Raw genomic sequence first — 16,785 nt, 5'->3', positions numbered from 1 at the left:
CATCGGGACATGTCGGGCACGGTCGAGGTCACGACCGCGGACGGTGCCGTCCGCGGTGTTCGCGGACGGCGCGTGCTGCGCTGGCGCTCCATCCCCTACGCGGCGCCACCCGTGGGCGACTTGCGTTTTCGCGCACCGCACCCGCCGTGCCCGTGGGACGGGGTGCGTGACGCGACCGAATTCGGTTTCGCCGCCATGCAACACAAGGACGGCCCGCGCCTCGGCGTGCGCCGCTACCAACCCACCGATGAAGACGCGCTGACACTCAATGTCACGGCCCCCGTCGCGGAGTCGCCGTCGCCGCGCCCGGTGATGGTGTTCATCCACGGCGGCGGGTACCTCACCGGGTCGTCGGCCGTGCCGCTGTACTCGGGGGCGCGGCTCGCGGTGCGCGGCGACGTGGTCGTGGTGTCGATGAACTACCGGCTCGGCGCGTTCGGGTACGTGGACTTCGGTGAATTCGGCAGTCCGGAAAGGGCTTTCGAGAGCAACCTCGGGCTGCGCGATCAGATCGCGGCGCTGCGGTGGGTGCGGGCCAATATCGCCGCGTTCGGCGGAGATCCGGGGAACGTCACCGTGTTCGGCGAGTCGGCGGGCGCGAACGCGGTGCTCGCGCTGCTCGCCAGCCCGGCGGCCGAAGGGCTGTTCCATCGCGCGATCGCCCAGAGTCCGCCCGCCGGTTGGGCTTTGACGCCCGAGGAGGCGCGCGCGTTCGCCCGCCGCTGCGTGGACGCGCTGGGCGTCGCGCCGTCGGAGGCCACCGATGCGCTGATCAAGTTGCCCGCCAACGAGATTCGGCGCACCGTGGCGCGGGTGTTCGACGCCGGCGCCGACGAGTGGCCGGGGGTGTTCCCGATCTGTCCGGTGGTGGACGGCGAACTGCTGCCGCTCGCACCGGTCGACGCCATGGCGGCCGGGGTCGCGCACCCGTTACCGCTCATCATCGGCACCAACCGCGACGAGGGCACCCTGTTCGACGGCGCGGCGGGCAAGTTGCCCACCAACGAGCCGCGGTTGCGCAAGATCCTCGGCGAAGTGAGTGCGGACGCGCGATCCCGGGTGCTGGCCGCCTATCCCGGGTTCCCCGATCCGAAGGTGGCGGTGCGGATGGGCGGTGACTACGTCTTCTGGCGGCCCACCGTCGCCGCGATGGAGGGCCACAGCCGGCACGCGCCCACCTACGCCTACCGCTACGACTTCGCGCCCCGCCTGCTGCACCTCACCGGCTACGGCGCCACCCACGCCAGCGAACTCGTCCCGGTCTTCGGCTACGTCGACGGGCCCATCGGCCGCACCCTCACCGCCCTCGGTGGCGGCGCGGCGCTGCGCGCCGTCTCCCACCAGTTCCAGGACAACTGGCTCTCCTTCGCCCGCACCGGCACCCCCCTCCCCACCTGGCCCGCCTACACCGAGGACTCCCGCACCACGCTCATCATCGACGCCCACACCCACCTCGAATCCGACCCCGACCACCCCCAACGTCTCGCCTGGTCCGGCTTCCGCACCCCCACCCTCACCTGAGGGCGCGGGCGGGCCGCTGGGGATTGATCAGCGGCGTCAGCAGTCCAGATTGTCGAATGTCTGGCAGAGCGTGATGGGATTCGCGTATTCGTCGGCGTGCAGCATCCGGCCGTCCTTCCAGTCGAATCGGTAGATGTAGACGTTCCGATACGGGCGGCCGTCGGCGGTGACGAAGTCCCCGTTCGCCTGCGCGAAGGTCGTTTCCCCGTCACCGGCCACGCTGATTCTCAGGTCGATGAATCGGAGCGTCCGGAAGTTCGTCGTCACTTGGCCGACGTAGCCGAGAACTTCGTCTTTGCCTGCGAAATGACCGGCGGGTTCCTGCGCGCCGGAAAACGACAGCGGGATGGTGATCGAGGCGTTCTCGTCGAGCAGAGCGGCAATGGCGTTCAAGTCCTTGCGTTCGAACGCGTCGAGGATCCGGCGGGTCAGTTCCTCGGCGCGGCCGGCGGGCTGTGCGTCGGCCGATGCCCAGGGTGTGGTGCCGATCGCGATGCCGGCCACCAGTGCCAGGACTCCGACGATCGCGGTGGTGAGTACGCGTACTCGCATGATTCCTCCTATGATATCTCGTCTCATGTGAGACTGAGTATCAGAATATCCGAGGAAGTTCGCCCTGGCTAGAGTGGAGCGGTGAGCAGAGGGTCGGAGCAGCCGGGGATGTCGCTGCGCGAGCGCAAGCAACTGCGTGCGCGCGAGGCGATCGTCGAGGCGGCGCACGAACTTTTCGCCGAGCGGGGGTTCGATCACGTCACCGTCGCGGATATCGCCGCGCGGGCCGAAGTCGGTCGCGCAACGTTTTTCCGCTACTTCGGTGACAAGCAGGAAGTGGTATTCGCCGACAGTGGTCGCGATCTGGAGGCGGCCCTCGCCGCGGTCGAGTCGAAGCCCGGCACCGAGTCTCTCGGCCGCTCACTGCCCGAGGTACTGGTGTTCATGCGTACCCTCGTGCTCGCATTCGTCGCCCAGCTGGTCCAGCGGCCCGTGGAGTATCGCGAGTACGAGCGGTTGATCGCCGAACAGCCCGAATTGCACGCGCGCAGTCTGGTCAAGCAGCGGGGTTACATAGACCGGATGGTCGAGGAGCTGTCGGCGAAAGGGGTCGAGCGAGAAGTCGCCACGCTGGCCGCCGAGATCGGGATGGCCTGCTACTTCGCGGGCCGCGCGATGGCCGACAACGATCCGCGCCGCTTGCCCGACGCGATCAGGAACGCTTTCGACCAGCTGGGTGTAGGCCCCGACCTCGCATAGGACCGCTCCTGCCGTGTCGAATCCGGCGCCGCTACTTCAACAGCCGGGACATGCGCCGGTCGGCGAGGGGCTTGCCGTTGGTCTGGCAGGTGGGGCAGTACTGGAACGAGCGGTCGGTGTAGGAGACCTCGTGGATGGTGTCGCCGCAGACGGGGCAGGGGAGGCCGGTGCGGGCGTGCACGCGCATGCCGGAACGTTTTTCGCCCTTGAGGCGGGCGGCGTCTTGGCCGACGGAGCGGGTGACGGCGTCGGTGAGAACGGTGCGCATCGCCTCGTAGAGGGCCGTGACCTTTTCCGGCGGAAGGGTTTTCGCGGTGGCGAAGGGGGAGAGTTTCGCGGTGTGCAGGATCTCGTCGGAGTAGGCGTTGCCGATGCCGGCGAGCAGGGTCTGGTCGACCAGCACGGTTTTGAGGCGCCCCGCGGTGCCGCGCAGGAGTTCGGCGAACTCCGGTTCGGTGAGCTCGAGCGCGTCGGGCCCGAGCCGGGCGATGCCGGGAACCAGCTTCGGATCGTCAACGACATAGACGGACAGGCGCTTCTTGGTGCCCGCCTCGGTGAGGTCGAACGCCGGCGTGGCGCCCTCGGGCGTGAAGAAGTGCACGCGCAGCGCGAGCGGACTCTTACCGCCGGGTTTGGGCGGTGTGGGACTCGGCTCGTCGATCCAGCGCAACCACCCACCCCGCGATAGGTGCGTGATCAGCCACAGCCCCGAACAGTCCATCCCCAGGAACTTCCCCCAGCGCGCGGCCCCGCTCACATCCCGCCCGGACAGCGCCGTGACCGGCGGGTCGAACGTCTTGACCGCGCTCAGCGCCGCCACGTCGACGCGCCCCACCACCGCGCCGACCGCGTGCTCTCGCAGGAACTGCGCCAGCGCCTCCACCTCGGGTAGTTCGGGCACGCGTCCCAGGCTACCCGCGAGGTCCGACACCTTCGCGGCGCAACAAGTAGATGTCCATGATCCAGCCCTTCGCGGCGCGCAGGGCGGCGCGGCGCTCGCGGATATCCGCGGCGACCTCGCCCAACGGCCCCGCGATCAGCGTCTCGTCGGGCATGCCGAGGTAGGCGCCCCACCAGATGCGCACACCGTCGGCGGGAATCTCGGTGAACGAGCAGTCACCGTCGAGCATGACCACCGTCGGATCCGGGCCGAGCCCGTCCTCGCGCAGGCGCCGCCCGGTGGTGATGTGCACCGGTTCGCCGATGCCGTGCAGCACCACGCGATGCCGCGCGGCCAGCGCCTGCGCGCTGGTGATGCCCGGAATCACCTGGTAGTCGAAGGTCAGCCGGGTCCGCACGCGCTCGACCATGCGCAGGGTGCTGTCGTAGAGCGCCGGATCGCCCCACACCAGGATCGCGCCCACGCCGTCCTCGGCCGCGAACGCGTCGGCGAGCAGCTCGGCGCGACGGGCGTGCCAGTCCTCGACCACGCCGCGATAGTCCGCGGGCGCGCGGTCGCGCGGCGGATCGGGAATCTCCACTACCCGATACCCCGGCCCCACGTGCTCGGCGAGGATCGCCGCCCGCACCTCCACCAGCTCCCGCTTGGTCTCGCCCTTGCCGATCACGAAGAACGTGTCGGCGCGGCGCATGGCCTCGATGGCCTGCATCGTCACCTGACCGGGGTCACCGGCGCCGATGCCGATCACGTAGAGCTCACGCATGAGCGTGAGCATGCCAGGGTGCCGCCGGTCGTGGCGTCGGTGGTACGCGGCGAGCCCCGACCGGCGTCCTCCACCGACAGCCGGAGACCGTCGCGCACGCGGCTCGGTCGGCCGGCGCGCCGCCTGGTCGAGCAACCCGAGCGCCGGACCGGCAGGGGCGCGCGCACCCGCACCGCAGTAGGCTGGGACACTGTGGCGACCACGGATACGCAGTACGAGGATCTGCTCCGGCTGGTGCTGGAGACCGGAACGGCGAAGACCGATCGGACCGGAACCGGTACCCGCAGCGTGTTCGGACATCAGCTGCGCTACGACTTGTCCGCCGGATTCCCGCTGATCACCACGAAGAAGGTGCACCTCAAGTCCATCGTCTACGAACTGCTGTGGTTCCTGCGCGGCGATTCGAACGTCAAGTGGCTGCGCGACAACGGCGTCACCATCTGGGACGAATGGGCCGACGCCGACGGCGAGCTGGGCCCGGTTTACGGCGTGCAGTGGCGCTCGTGGCCCACGCCCGACGGCACCCACATCGACCAGATCGCCGAGGTGCTGCACACCCTGCGCACCAGTCCGGACTCGCGCCGCATGATCGTGTCCGCATGGAATGTCGCCGACCTGGACCGGATGGCGCTGGCCCCGTGCCACACGCTGTTCCAGTTCTACGTCGCCGACGGCAAACTCTCCTGCCAGCTCTACCAGCGCAGCGCCGACCTGTTCCTCGGCGTGCCGTTCAATATCGCCAGCTACGCACTGCTCACCCACATGGTGGCGCAGCAGACCGAACTCGAGCCCGGCGAGTTCATCTGGACCGGCGGGGACTGCCACATCTATGACAACCACGTCGACCAGGTCCGCGAGCAGCTCGGCCGCGAGCCCTACCCGTTCCCGACGCTGAGCCTGCGGCCCGCCACCAGCCTGTTCGACTACGTCTACGAGGATGTGGCGGTGCACGACTACCGGCACCATCCCGCGATCAAGGCTCCGGTGGCGGTGTGAGCACGGCCGTGCGCACCCGCAGCATCGGCCTGATCTGGGCGCAGACCCCCGACGGTGTGATCGGATTCGAGAACACCATCCCCTGGCGCGTGCCCGAGGACATGGCCAACTTCCGGACCGTCACCTGGGGGCACCCGGTGATCATGGGCCGTCGCACGTGGGATTCGCTGCCGCCGAAGTTCCGGCCGCTGGCCGGGCGCCGCAATATCGTCGTCACCCGGCAGGCGGACTGGGCGGTGCCCGGCGCCGAGCGCGCGGGCTCGCTGGACGAGGCGCTGGCGCTGAGCGCGCCCGATGCGGTGTGGATCGCCGGCGGCGGTGAGATCTACCGCGCCGCCATGGATTTCGCGACCGAACTGGTGGTCACCGAAGTCGAGATCAGCGTGCAGGGCGACGCGTACGCCCCCGAGATCGGCCCCGACTGGCACGCCGACGACCCCGAACCGTGGCGCACCTCCACCACCGGACTGCGCTTCCGCGTGCGCCGCTACCTGCGCCGCCCCGGCGACTGACCCCGGACACGCCCGCGACCCTGCGCGGGCGGGCAAACCGGGCACGCGGGCCGGGCACGTCGGGCATACTCCATGAACATGCGGCGGGGCGGACCAACACCCGCCCCGGACGCCGGTGCACCAGCCCAGCACCTTGCGAAAGGCAGCCATGGACAAGAAATCCCTGACCGCAGTCGCCCGCCAGCAGCTCAAATTGGCCGCGACCGCCACCAGCGGTCGCAGTTCCCAGACGATCTTCGGCGGACACGCCCACGCGCTGCGCCAGACCGTCGTCGGTCTGGCCGCGGGCCAGAGCCTGGCCGAGCACGACAACGCCGGCGACGCGACCCTGTACGTGTTGAGCGGGACGCTCACCCTCATCAGCGGTACGAACGAATGGAAGGGATCGGCGGGCGATCTGCTGGTCGTTCCGCGCGCGCGGCACAGCGTGAAGGCCGAGGACGATGTGGCGTTTCTGTTGACGGTGGCGAAATAGCGCGAGTCCCGCGCGGTGGTCCTGTCAGTGGGCCGATGCTTCGGCGAGGCAGGCGGCGGCCACGGGGAGGGCCGCGGTGAGGTCTGGGGTCGAGAGAGCTGTGTAGCCGAGCGGGACGCCGAAGGTGCGGGGTGGGGTGCCGGGAAGGTGGTGGCGGGACAGGCCGTCGAGAAGAAGGCCGCGGGTGCGGGCCTTCTCGACGGCGCGCTGTTCGGCGTCGGCGGTGGGGAGCGGGACGACGAGGTGGGAGCCCGCGTCGTCGCCCAGCACCGACAGGCCGCGTCCGCGTAGTGCGGTGACGACCATTTCGCGCCGGGGCGGCAGCGCGCGGCGCAGTCGGCGCAGGTGGCGGGCGAGGTCGCCGCGGGCGGCGAACTCGGCGAGCACGCGCTGGCCGGCCGGACTCGGTGTGGTGCCGGTGCGTTCGCGGTGGGCGAGCACCGACGCGGCGATCTCCGGGGACGTCACCAGCCAGCCGACGCCCAGGGCGGGCGAGAGGATCTTGCTCGCGGTGCCGAGGTGCACCACCACATCGGGTGCCATGGCGGCCAGCAGCGGCAACGGGGCGGAGTCGTAGCGCAATTCGCCGTCGTAGTCGTCCTCGATCACGAAAATTCCCGCCCGCCTGGCGAATTCGACCAGCTGAACGCGGCGGGCGGCGGGCAGGCGCGCACCGAGCGGGAACTGGTGTGCGGGTGTGCAATATACGGCGTCCACGTCGGGCGGGATGAGGTCGACGCGCAGGCCCCCGTCGTCGACGGGAACCGGGACCAGCCGGACGCCCGCCGCGGTGAACGCGCCCGCCGCGCGCTGGTAGCCGGGGTCTTCCATCGCGACCGAGGCGCCGGGCCGGAGCAGCGCGGCCGCGAGTTCGCCCACGGCGGAGCTGGTTCCGGCCGTCGCGAGGACCACGGTGTCGCTGCCCGCGCCGAGGCCGCGGTGGCGGAGCAGGTGTTCGGCGACCGCGGCGTGGAACTCGGGTTCGCCCGCGCGTTCCTTGCGGACGGTAGGGGGCAGGTCGGCGGCGGCCCGCCAGGCGCGTCGCCACGCCGCCCGGTCGATGACCTCCACACAGGGCGCTCCGGGGGCGAGATCGTAGGCGGGGGAATTGTTTTCGGTTGGCTTTGTGGGGGTGTGGGGTTCGGGTGCGGCAGCGGGCGCTGTCGTGAGGTAGGTGCCGGAACCGTGCCTGCCCGCGATCCAGCCCTCCGCGTGCAGTTGCTCGTAGGCGGCGGCGACCACGGTGCGGCTGACGCCCAGCCGCTGGGCGAGGGCGCGGGAGGAGGGCAGGCGGTCCTCGGCGCGCAGCAGTCCGCCGGTGGCCGCGGCGCGCAGGGCGTCGGCGACCTGCACCGACAGCGGTTCGGGGGCGGCGCGGTCGAGGGGGAGCGGGAGATCGTCCAGCACGGTGCACCTCGGAAGTGGACTGTCGAGATTTCAGGGAATTGGCACTTCGATAATGCCACTTCCGGCCGCAGGATAGATGACATGAGTGAGACCAGGCTCCCCCTCTCCCCGACCCCGCGCACCACCCTCACCCGGTCCAAGGAGCGCGCCCGCACCGAGCGGGCGCACCTGGACGCTGTGCTCGACGCCGGGATGGTGTGCCACCTCGGGGTGCTCCTCGGTGGCGGCCCCGTCGTGCTGCCCACCGCCTACGGCCGCGACGGCGACACCCTCTACCTGCACGGATCCACCGGCTCCGGCAATATGCGCGCCGCTCTGCTGGGTGATGTGTCCGTGGCGGTCACCAACGTCGACGGCGTGGTCTACGCCCGCTCGGCCATGCACTTCTCCATGAACTACCGCTCCGCCGTCGTCCGCGGGCGCGCCGTGGAGGTCACCGACCCCGCCGAACGCCTGCACAGCCTGCGCGTGGTGGTCGAACACGTCGCCCCCGGCGCCTGGGCCCGCGTCCGCCCACCCTCCAAGAAGGAACTCGCCGCGACCATGGTCCTGTCCCTCGACCTCACCGAAGCCTCCGTGAAAGTCCGCGAGGGCGGCCCGAAGGACGACCCCTCCGACATCGCCACCGGGGGCGTGTGGGCGGGCGTGCTCCCCGTCCGGCAGGTCTTCGGCCCGCCGGAGACGGGGGACGACGTGGAGGCCGGCGTCGCCGTACCGCCGGACGTTCTGAACCTCGTCCGGTCCGGCCTGGTTTCGGTGCAGTGAAAATGGCTCCGTGAGAACGGGTTTCGCCTAGCCGTACTCGTATACATCGGCGGCGTTCACCGCGACGAGCAACCTGAGCATGTGCCGCTCGAGCGCGCGTCCTCACTGCTGGACCGTATGCGGACCTGGTGTACTGCGGCCGGGAGTTTCGCGTCACCAGGGGGTCAGGGGGAGGGGGTGGGCGGTGGAGAGGGTGTGGGTGAGGAGGGTGGTGGGGGTGGGGAAGAGGGTTGGGTCGAGGGTGGTGAGGGTGAGGGTGCGGGTGCCCGCAATCTCGCAGAGGTAGGCCGAAAGGCGGGTGCGGGGGAGGTGATTCGGGTCGAGGCCGGGGTGGATGGCTCGGGCGGCGACGTCGGTGCAGGGGTGGGGGCCGAGGGTGCGTAGGGAGTCGGGGAGGGTTCCGATGTTGGAGCACAGGATGTCTCGCTCGCCCGCGCCCTTCGCCAAGGCGTGCGCCCAGCGGTCGGGGATCACTTGGAGCAGTTCCTCCGGCATGCCGTCGGGGCTGGACATGCGGTGCTCGTAGGCGGCACGTGCCTTGGCGCGCACCGTCGCCGGGGTGTCGGCGCGGGTCACGGTGATCTCGGTGACGGCGAGGTCGTTGTCGACGCGCGGTTCGTGGCGGGTGTCGACGGGGAGGCTGGCGTCGATGGTGTCGCGGTCGAATCCGCTGTCCCACAGGATGTTCGCGACGAGGTGGATGAACAGGCTGTTGGGGGTGCCGCCGTGTTCCGCGGCGACGCGGTCCCACTCGGCGCTCGGGCAGCGGACGACGATGCTGTGGGATTCGGCGGGTCCAGTGCGCGCGGGCGGTGCGGACGGGCGGGGTGGGATGCCGCGACGCAGGGCGCGGGCCGTGCCGCGCAGGACCGTGGACCATTGGCGGGCAGCGTCCGACCAGTCCGAATCGTCGTGTTGTGCGGGGCGTTCGGCCCGTGCGGGCGCGGGGGTCGGCAGCTGTCGGGCGAGGCGAGGTTCCCCAGCGGCCTGTAGCTGATGTGCGCTGTCGGGTTCGAGGCGGGAAGCGGCTGCGTCCGGCCCACTGGTGGAGAGTGGTTGGTTGGTCACCCGTGCGGTGCCGCGCAGGGCGAGGTCCACCGCGATGATCAATCCGCGCGCATCCGCCAGCGCATGCGAACAGGTAAGGGCGACAACGGTTCCACCGTCGGCGAGCGACGCCGCCGCCAACCGCCAGCCGGGCGCGAACTCGGGGTCCAAGTCGGCGCCGAGCGAATCCGCCCACGGGAGCACCGCATTCCCCGTGAGCGGTTGGGGATGAATCGCGAGGGGGTGCGCGCGGGTGTTCGGCCGCCAACCGCGGCGCGCCCCGAGGATGCGGGGACGCACGACACGGCGGCCGAGCGGCCCCTCGCGCAGAACATCGTGGATCTCGCGCAGGAGCTCCGCCTCGACTCGATCACCCGTGCGCCACAACCCCTGCAACGCGATCGGCGTTCCCATCCCTCGATGCGTGCGGAGGAAGATCTCGTCGACGACCGTGAGCCTGCTCATCGCGGGGTCCTCCGGTGTCGGAGGCGCCCCACGTGGGCCATCGCTCCGCCGGGCCGGTATCCAGCGCGCGCTGGTCCGGCCGCGTGGGCTGTGCGGTTCGCGTGTGCCGTGATGGTGTTGTGGGTTCGCCGTGCGGTGCTGGTGATGGAGGTCGTCTGCGCCGCGCTGCTCCTGTGGGGCGCGTGCGCTGACCCGATATCGCTGGCTACTTGTGGTGCGAGGCTCCGGTGGTTCGCGTGCGCCGTACCCGCCCAGCGAGCCGCTTGCGCCACCCCTCGCCCGTGGTGTCGCGCTGTGTCCGCCCCGCGCCGGGCGAGCCCCGGTCCTCGGGTCACGGGCGGTCGGCGATCGTGGGCGCTCACGTCCCTCACGATACGAGCACCCACCCTTGCGGCAAGAAGTGAATCTATGATTCACTTCTTGGGTGGCGTACCGCAGAACCCCCGCCGTCCAGGCTCGGCTGGACGCGCAGGAGCAGGTGATCGTGCAGGCCGCGACGCGCGTCCTCGCCGAGGACGGTTTCGCGGGCCTGTCGATGGCGGCCGTCGCCAAACGGGCCGGCATCGCCACCGGCACCGTGTACAAGCACTTCGACGGCAAGTCGGCGCTGGTCACCGCGGTCTTCCGCAAGGTGGTCGCGCGCGAGGTCGCCGCCGTCACGGCCGCCGCCGAACGCGGCGAGGCCGTCGAGCGGGTCACGGCCGCCGTGGAGACCTTCGCCGGGCGCGCATTGAAGAATCCGAAGCTGGCGTACGTGCTGCTGGTCGAACCGGTGGACACCGTGGTCGACGCCGAGCGCCTGCACTTCCGCCGCGCCTTCGCCGCCGCCTTCGAATCGGCGGTCGCGGCGGGCGTCGCCGCGGGCACACTGCCGCCGCAGGACCCGCGCGTCACCGCCGCCGCCCTGGTCGGCGCGATCGGCGAGGTGCTGGTCGGCCCGCTGGCCGCCGCGCCGCACGCCGAATCCGTGGTCCCCGACCTCGTCACCTTCGCCACGCGCGCACTCGGCGTGGCCGCGAACCCCACCCGGACAGGAGAGCCCGATGCCGACGCATGAGGTGTTCAACCAGGTACCGACCATCGTCCCGTTCGACGCGGCGCGCAACCCCGCGCTGCTCGAGGGACTGCACCGCGAGGGCGCCGGCTGGGCCGAGGCCGAAGTGCGCGAACTCGGCGCGCTCGCAGGCGGTTTCGCCGCGCAGGAGTGGGGCAGGCTCGCCAACGAGTACCCGCCCGTGCTGCGCACCCACGACCGGTACGGGCACCGCATCGACGAGGTCGAGTTCCATCCGCACTGGCACGATCTGATGAATGTCGCTGTCGCGCACGGTCTGCACGGCTCGCCGTGGAGCGACGAGCGGCGCGGCGCGCACACCGCCCGCGCCGCGAAGTTCTTCACCTGGGGCACCGCCGAGGCCGGGCACATGTGCCCGATCTCCATGACCTACGCGATCGTGCCCGCGCTGCGGCACAACCCGGAACTCGCCGCGCGCTTCGAGCCGCTGTTGTCCTCGCGCACTTACGATTTCGGACTGCGCGAACCCACGACCAAGGCGGGCCTGATCGCGGGCATGTCGATGACGGAGAAGCAGGGCGGCTCCGACGTGCGCGCCAACACCACCACGGCCACACCGCAACCCGATGGCAGCTACCGCATCGTCGGGCACAAGTGGTTCACCTCGGCGCCCATGTCGGACATGTTCCTCACGCTGGCGCAGGCGCCCGGCGGCCTGTCCTGCTTCCTGCTGCCGCGCGTGCTGCCCGACGGCACCCGCAACCCGATCCGCATCCAGCGGCTGAAAGACAAGCTGGGCAACAAGTCCAACGCCTCCTCCGAGATCGAGTACGAGAACGCGCTCGGCTGGCTGGTCGGCGCGGAAGGTGCGGGCGTGAAGACCATCATCGAGATGGTCAACATGACGCGCCTGGACTGCGTGATCGGCTCGGCCACCAACATGCGCGCGAGCACGGTGTACGCCGTGCATCACGCGCGGCACCGGGAAGCGTTCGGCGCCAAGCTGATCGACCAGCCCGCCATGCGAAACGTGCTGGCGGACCTGGTGATCGAATCCGACGCCGCCACCACCGTGATGATGCGGCTCGCGGGCGCCACCGATCGTGCCGGTACCGATCCGGCCGAGGCGGCGCTGCGGCGGATCGCGCTCGCGGTCACCAAGTACTGGGTGTGCAAGCGCGCCCCCGCGCACAGTGCCGAGGCGCTGGAATGCCTGGGCGGCAACGGATATGCCGAGGAATCGGGGATGCCGCGCCTGTACCGGGAGGCGCCGCTGATGTCGATCTGGGAAGGGTCCGGAAATGTGGCGGCGCTGGATGCGTTGCGCGCCATGGGCCGTCAGCCCGAGACCGTGGAGGCGTACTTCGAGGAAGTGTCGCTGGCCCGCGGCGAGAACCCGCGCCTGGACGACGCCATCACCCGCGTCGGCAAGGAACTCGCCGACCTCTCCGACATCGAATACCGCGCCCGTCGCGTGGTCGAACTGATGGCGCTCGTCCTCCAAGGCGCGCAACTGGTCCGGCACGGCCACGCCGCCATCGCCGACGCCTTCTGCGCCACCCGCCTCGGCGAGGACTGGGGCATCGCCTTCGGCACCCTTCCCACGGGCGTCGACACCGCCGCGATCATCGAACGCGCCTTCGTGAGCTGACCCGGAGCCTGCCCGGTCGTTCTCCGATCAGCGCGGCCCGCTGGGTCGTGGGCGTGAGCAATCCAAGCTGCTTGGTGGTGGTTGTTCGGTGGAGTGGTTGGCAGGGGAGCCATTCGTTGAGGTAGGTGTTCGCCGGAAGGTCGGTGAACGTGGACCGTCGGGTAGATTCGCCGGGTGGTGGAGGGTGTGTCGATCGGGGTGCTGGTTCGGCGGGTGGTGGAGCGCGCGGATGCGGTGCTCGGGCGTCGGTATGTGCTGGGGATCGCGGGGCCGCCGGGGGCGGGGAAATCGACGTTGGCGCAGAGGTTGTGCGCGGGGCTGGGTGGGTCGGTGGCGGGGATCGCGCCGATGGATGGGTATCACCTGTCGAATGCGGTGTTGCGGGCCGCGGGCATGGTGGAGCGCAAGGGGGAGCCCGACACGTTCGATGCCGGCGGGTTCGTCGTGAACCTGCGGCGGTTGCGCGGGACGCCGCTCGGTGAGCCCGTGCCCTGGCCGACGTTCGATCGCGCGCTGGACGAGCCGACCCCGGGCGGGGTTGTCTTCCGCGCTGAGCGCGTCGCCGTTGTCGAGGGCAACTATCTGCTGCTCGAGGACGGTCCGTGGGCGGCGGTGCGCGCGGAGCTCGATGAGTGCTGGTATCTGGACGCCGACCGTGATCACTTGGAACGTCGTCTGCTCGACCGCCACCTCCTCGGCGGCCGCACCCCCGACGCGGCGCGCGCCAAAGTGGCCGACAGCGACCTCCGCAACGCGGACCTGGTCGCGCTGACCCGGTCCCGGGCCGACCTGATCCTGCGCGCGGACGACGGTGGGTATGTGGTGGGCGGCTGACGTCGCGGCCCACGCCATTGCCCAGCGCGCCGGCCGAGTGAATGGCGTGGTGGCCGCGCCGGGGCCGAGTCCCTCGGGCTCTCCGCGCGGGACCCACCGGATCTGCTCCCATGCGCGCAACCGCGACCATGTTTCAGCTAGCCGGCACAGCTCAGCGCCCAGCCGATCGACCAAATGCGCCCGGCAGCGGCATGATCGCGGTCCGCACCCCAGGGTTCGTCGAGTCGATTGGCAGGATGCCCCGGGGCCACCGTGCAGGGGTTTCTCCATCTGGTGAGCGCGGCCCCGTCAGATCAGCAGCTGTCCTCCGCATCGGACCCGCGCGGGGCGACTCATACGGGCGCACCGTGTGCGGTGCGCTCACCGGGCGCGTGCGCAGGCGCGATCGACATCGAATGAGATCGCGGCGGAGTCCGAGACCGCCGGGTGCGCTCGCGGGTCTCCGCGCCCGATCCAGCGGCGGTGACGTGGGGCCGTCCGGTACCCCCGATCTTTCACCCGGTTCGGGTGAGTTGTGTACGGCCTCCCCGGGCGATCATGGGCCGATGGCGGGACGGCGGGTGTCCGGGCGTGTGTACGCGGTGCGCACCGCGTCGGCGCTGGTCTGCGCGATTCTGGTGTTCTACGGCATCCCGCTGGAGTGGGATCCCGCCAACTGGGCGGGGCAACTGCTGTGGTTGCTGGGATTCCTGGCGGGAGCGGTGGGCCTGCTGTGGATGGCGTTCCGGCGCATCGGGCGCTACCTGCACGACCCGGGCGCCACCGGGCAGCGGATCGACGCCGTGCTGCTGCTGCTGTGCGCGGTGGTGGTGGTGTTCGCCCTGTTCTACTACCGCCTGGCCACCGAGTACCCCGGCCAGTTCGAGGGCCTGCAGACCCGTACCGACGCGCTGTACTACACGATCGTCACGCTCGGCACCGTCGGCTACGGCGACGTCAAAGCCATCGGCCAGGTCGCCCGCATCGCCACCATGATCCAGATCGTGTTCGACCTCGTCGTGATCGGCACTCTCCTGGCGATCATCGCCACCAGCATCACCCACCGCGTCGACAACGCCACCGAGGAGATCACCGCGCAGATTCCCGACGACGGGGGCACGGAGAAGACCGAGGACTGACCGCGCGGCTTCTCGCGGCGATGTGCGAATTCGATGGGTTGTGCGGGCTCACGGCACGACTCCGACTCGCCACCGGGCCAAGCCCCCGCCTCGAACACGCTCAGCGTGATCGCCCAGCGGATCGGATCGTGCTCCGCCTGCTGCCTGCCCTTCGCTGCCTGCTGCCTGCTGCCTGCAGTTCGCAGTTCGCCGAGAATTATCTGCGGGCGTGCGCGAGCCCCCGCAACACGATCCCCCTCCTACGGACCCCCACGCGCTACAGGCTCGCGAACCGCGTCGACGTGACCGGGCGGACATTCGCCGGCCCGCCGTCACGCAACCCACGGACCGGCCCACCGACACGAACCCTCAGCGATTCTCCCGATACCATCGAATCAACGCATCCGTCGACGAATCCCCCTGCGGCTCAGGATCTTCGGCCGACGTCAACAACGGCTCCAACGTAAGCGCCTGCTGCTTACCCAACTCCACCCCCCACTGGTCGAAGCTGTCGATCCCCCAGACGCTGCCCTCCACGAAGACCTGGTGTTCGTAGAGGGCGATGAGCTGGCCGACCACCGACGGGGTGAGCTGGGGCGCGAGGATGGTGGTGGTGGGGCGGTTGCCGGGCATGACCTTGTGCGGCACCAGGTGCGGGGGCGTGCCCTCGGCGGCGATCTCCTCGGCGGTCTTGCCGAACGCGAGCACCTTGGTCTGCGCGAACAGGTTGCTCATCAGGATGTCGTGCATGCTGCCGGTGCCGTCGCGGGTGGGCAGATCGTCGGTGGGGCGGGCGAATCCGAGGAAGTCGGCCGGGATGAGGCGGGTGCCCTGGTGCAGCAACTGGTAGAAGGCGTGCTGGCCGTTGGTGCCCGGCTCACCCCAGAAGATCTCCCCGGTCGAGGTGGGGACCGGCGTGCCGTCGGCGCGCACCGACTTGCCGTTGGACTCCATGGTGAGCTGCTGCAGGTAGGCGGGGAAGCGCGCCAGATCGTTCGAGTACGGCAGCACCGCCCGCGACTGCGCGCCGAAGAAGTTCGAGTACCACACGCCGAGCATGCCGAGCAGCACCGGCGCGTTCTCCTCGAACGGCGCGGTCCTGAAATGCGTGTCCACGGCGTGCATTCCGGCCAGGAACTCCGCGAAACGCTCCTTGCCGACGGTCGCCATCACCGACAGCCCGATGGCCGAATCCACCGAGTAGCGGCCGCCGACCCAGTCCCAGAATCCGAACATGTTGGCGGTGTCGATCCCGAATGCCGAGACCCGCTCGGCGTTGGTGGACACCGCGACGAAATGCTTGGCCACGGCGTCCTCGCCCAGCGCCGCGACCAGCCAGCGCCGTGCGGCGGTGGCGTTGGTGAGCGTCTCGAGCGTCGAAAACGTCTTGGACGCAACGATGAACAGCGTCGTCGCCGGGTCCAGGCCCGCCAGTTTCGCGACCAGATCGGCCGGGTCGACGTTCGAGACGAACCGGGCGTCGATGCCGGCGTCGGCGTAGTGGCGCAGCGCGCCGTGCACCATCACCGGCCCCAGATCCGAGCCGCCGATGCCGATGTTCACCACTGTCGAGATGCGCGCACCGGTGGCGCCGCGCCACCGGCCCGATCGCAGCGAATCGGTGAATTCGCCCATCCTGCGCAGGACTTCGTGCACTTCGGCGCCCGCGTCGGCGCCGTCGATGGTCATCGACTCGCCCGCGGGCAGCCGCAGCGCGACGTGCCCGACCGCACGGTCCTCGGAGGTGTTGATGTGGGCGCCCGCGAACATCGCGTCGCGGTGCTCGGCGACCCCGGCCTCGCGCGCCAATTCGACCAGCAGGTGCAGGGTTTCCCTGGTGACACGGTGCTTGCTGTAGTCGATGAGCAGATCGCCCACCCGGACGGTCAGCGCACGGCCGCGCTCCGGGTCCTCGGCGAAGATCTCGCGTAGGTGCCGCCCGGATACGGCGCCGAAGTGATCGTGCAGTTTCCGCCAGGCCGCCGATGCGGTGATGTCGCTGCTCACGTCCGCCGAGGGTACTCACCCCGGCGGCCGCGCGCACGGTGCGGGCGCGCATTCGGGTGTCCGGATTTCCCGGCCGCG

Annotated in this window: 16 protein-coding genes; 10 read left to right on the top strand and 6 right to left on the bottom strand. The window is 70.4% G+C overall.

From position 1 onward, the window contains the following. The first annotated feature begins 9 nt into the window (after positions 1-9). Positions 10-1,521: a carboxylesterase/lipase family protein gene (locus DFR74_RS29925; protein ID WP_067513344.1), complete on the top strand. Its 1,512-nt coding sequence runs from the start codon at positions 10-12 to the stop codon at positions 1,519-1,521. 36 nt (positions 1,522-1,557) lie between these two features. Here DFR74_RS29925 and DFR74_RS29920 read toward each other — a convergent pair whose 3' ends face one another. Then, positions 1,558-2,025: a nuclear transport factor 2 family protein gene (locus DFR74_RS29920; RefSeq protein ID WP_170160822.1), complete on the bottom strand. Its 468-nt coding sequence runs from the start codon at positions 2,023-2,025 to the stop codon at positions 1,558-1,560. Between the two features lie 156 nt (positions 2,026-2,181). Between DFR74_RS29920 and DFR74_RS29915 the strand changes: the two genes are divergently transcribed. Then, on the top strand, positions 2,182-2,772 hold the full coding sequence (locus tag DFR74_RS29915; RefSeq protein WP_067513348.1) for a TetR family transcriptional regulator: 591 nt from the start codon (positions 2,182-2,184) through the stop codon (positions 2,770-2,772). A 31-nt stretch (positions 2,773-2,803) separates the two neighbouring features. Here DFR74_RS29915 and DFR74_RS29910 read toward each other — a convergent pair whose 3' ends face one another. Next, positions 2,804-3,673 carry an Fpg/Nei family DNA glycosylase gene (locus DFR74_RS29910; RefSeq protein ID WP_067513386.1) on the bottom strand — a complete coding sequence of 290 codons (870 nt, stop codon included), beginning with the start codon at positions 3,671-3,673 and terminating at the stop codon, positions 2,804-2,806. A gap of 10 nt (positions 3,674-3,683) precedes the next feature. After that, entirely contained in the window at positions 3,684-4,436 is a 753-nt protein-coding gene (gene cobF / locus DFR74_RS29905) for a precorrin-6A synthase (deacetylating) (protein ID WP_067513388.1), read from the bottom strand. Between the two features lie 192 nt (positions 4,437-4,628). Between cobF and DFR74_RS29900 the strand changes: the two genes are divergently transcribed. The 3 genes from DFR74_RS29900 (at position 4,629) to DFR74_RS29890 (ending at position 6,419) form a co-directional block, all read left to right on the top strand. Next, positions 4,629-5,432: a thymidylate synthase gene (locus DFR74_RS29900; protein WP_067513349.1), complete on the top strand. Its 804-nt coding sequence runs from the start codon at positions 4,629-4,631 to the stop codon at positions 5,430-5,432. Then, positions 5,429-5,944 carry a dihydrofolate reductase gene (locus DFR74_RS29895; protein WP_067513351.1) on the top strand — a complete coding sequence of 172 codons (516 nt, stop codon included), beginning with the start codon at positions 5,429-5,431 and terminating at the stop codon, positions 5,942-5,944. Before DFR74_RS29900 ends, DFR74_RS29895 begins: the two co-directional genes overlap by 4 nt. A gap of 148 nt (positions 5,945-6,092) precedes the next feature. Then, positions 6,093-6,419, top strand: coding sequence for a cupin domain-containing protein (locus tag DFR74_RS29890; RefSeq protein ID WP_067513353.1), 327 nt, complete (start codon positions 6,093-6,095; stop codon positions 6,417-6,419). Positions 6,420-6,443: 24 nt separating this feature from the next. Here the strand turns inward: DFR74_RS29890 and pdxR are convergent, their stop codons facing one another. Beyond that, positions 6,444-7,826 (bottom strand): MocR-like pyridoxine biosynthesis transcription factor PdxR, encoded by a 1,383-nt coding sequence (gene pdxR / locus DFR74_RS29885; protein ID WP_067513354.1) that lies wholly within the window; start codon positions 7,824-7,826, stop codon positions 6,444-6,446. A gap of 81 nt (positions 7,827-7,907) precedes the next feature. Here pdxR and DFR74_RS29880 point away from each other — a divergent pair, with 81 nt between their 5' ends. Continuing rightward, the gene (locus DFR74_RS29880; protein WP_067513356.1) at positions 7,908-8,591 is read left to right on the top strand and encodes a pyridoxamine 5'-phosphate oxidase family protein; all 684 of its coding nucleotides are present in this window, start codon (positions 7,908-7,910) and stop codon (positions 8,589-8,591) included. Positions 8,592-8,744: 153 nt separating this feature from the next. On the opposite strand, the gene DFR74_RS37425 is transcribed toward DFR74_RS29880, so the two are convergent. Beyond that, positions 8,745-10,103 (bottom strand): hypothetical protein, encoded by a 1,359-nt coding sequence (locus tag DFR74_RS37425; protein ID WP_232331886.1) that lies wholly within the window; start codon positions 10,101-10,103, stop codon positions 8,745-8,747. A gap of 424 nt (positions 10,104-10,527) precedes the next feature. Between DFR74_RS37425 and DFR74_RS29865 the strand changes: the two genes are divergently transcribed. The 4 genes from DFR74_RS29865 (at position 10,528) to DFR74_RS29850 (ending at position 14,721) form a co-directional block, all read left to right on the top strand. Continuing rightward, positions 10,528-11,160, top strand: a complete 633-nt coding sequence (locus DFR74_RS29865) for a TetR/AcrR family transcriptional regulator (protein ID WP_067513358.1) — start codon at positions 10,528-10,530, stop codon at positions 11,158-11,160. Further along, entirely contained in the window at positions 11,147-12,769 is a 1,623-nt protein-coding gene (locus DFR74_RS29860; protein ID WP_067513360.1) for an acyl-CoA dehydrogenase family protein, read from the top strand. The genes DFR74_RS29865 and DFR74_RS29860 overlap by 14 nt, the downstream gene beginning before the upstream one ends. Before the next feature lie 174 nt (positions 12,770-12,943). After that, entirely contained in the window at positions 12,944-13,603 is a 660-nt protein-coding gene (locus DFR74_RS29855) for a nucleoside/nucleotide kinase family protein (RefSeq protein WP_324192245.1), read from the top strand. A 545-nt stretch (positions 13,604-14,148) separates the two neighbouring features. Then, the gene (locus DFR74_RS29850) at positions 14,149-14,721 is read left to right on the top strand and encodes a potassium channel family protein (RefSeq protein WP_084538093.1); all 573 of its coding nucleotides are present in this window, start codon (positions 14,149-14,151) and stop codon (positions 14,719-14,721) included. A 348-nt stretch (positions 14,722-15,069) separates the two neighbouring features. On the opposite strand, the gene pgi is transcribed toward DFR74_RS29850, so the two are convergent. After that, positions 15,070-16,707, bottom strand: a complete 1,638-nt coding sequence (gene pgi / locus DFR74_RS29845; RefSeq protein WP_067513365.1) for a glucose-6-phosphate isomerase — start codon at positions 16,705-16,707, stop codon at positions 15,070-15,072. Between the last annotated feature and the right edge of the window lie 78 nt (positions 16,708-16,785).

The sequence above is a fragment of the Nocardia puris genome (assembly GCF_003315035.1).
Lineage (GTDB): Bacteria > Actinomycetota > Actinomycetes > Mycobacteriales > Mycobacteriaceae > Nocardia > Nocardia puris.
The sequence above is the reverse complement of the archived record's forward strand: the minus strand, read 5'-3'. Positions and strand labels throughout refer to the sequence as shown.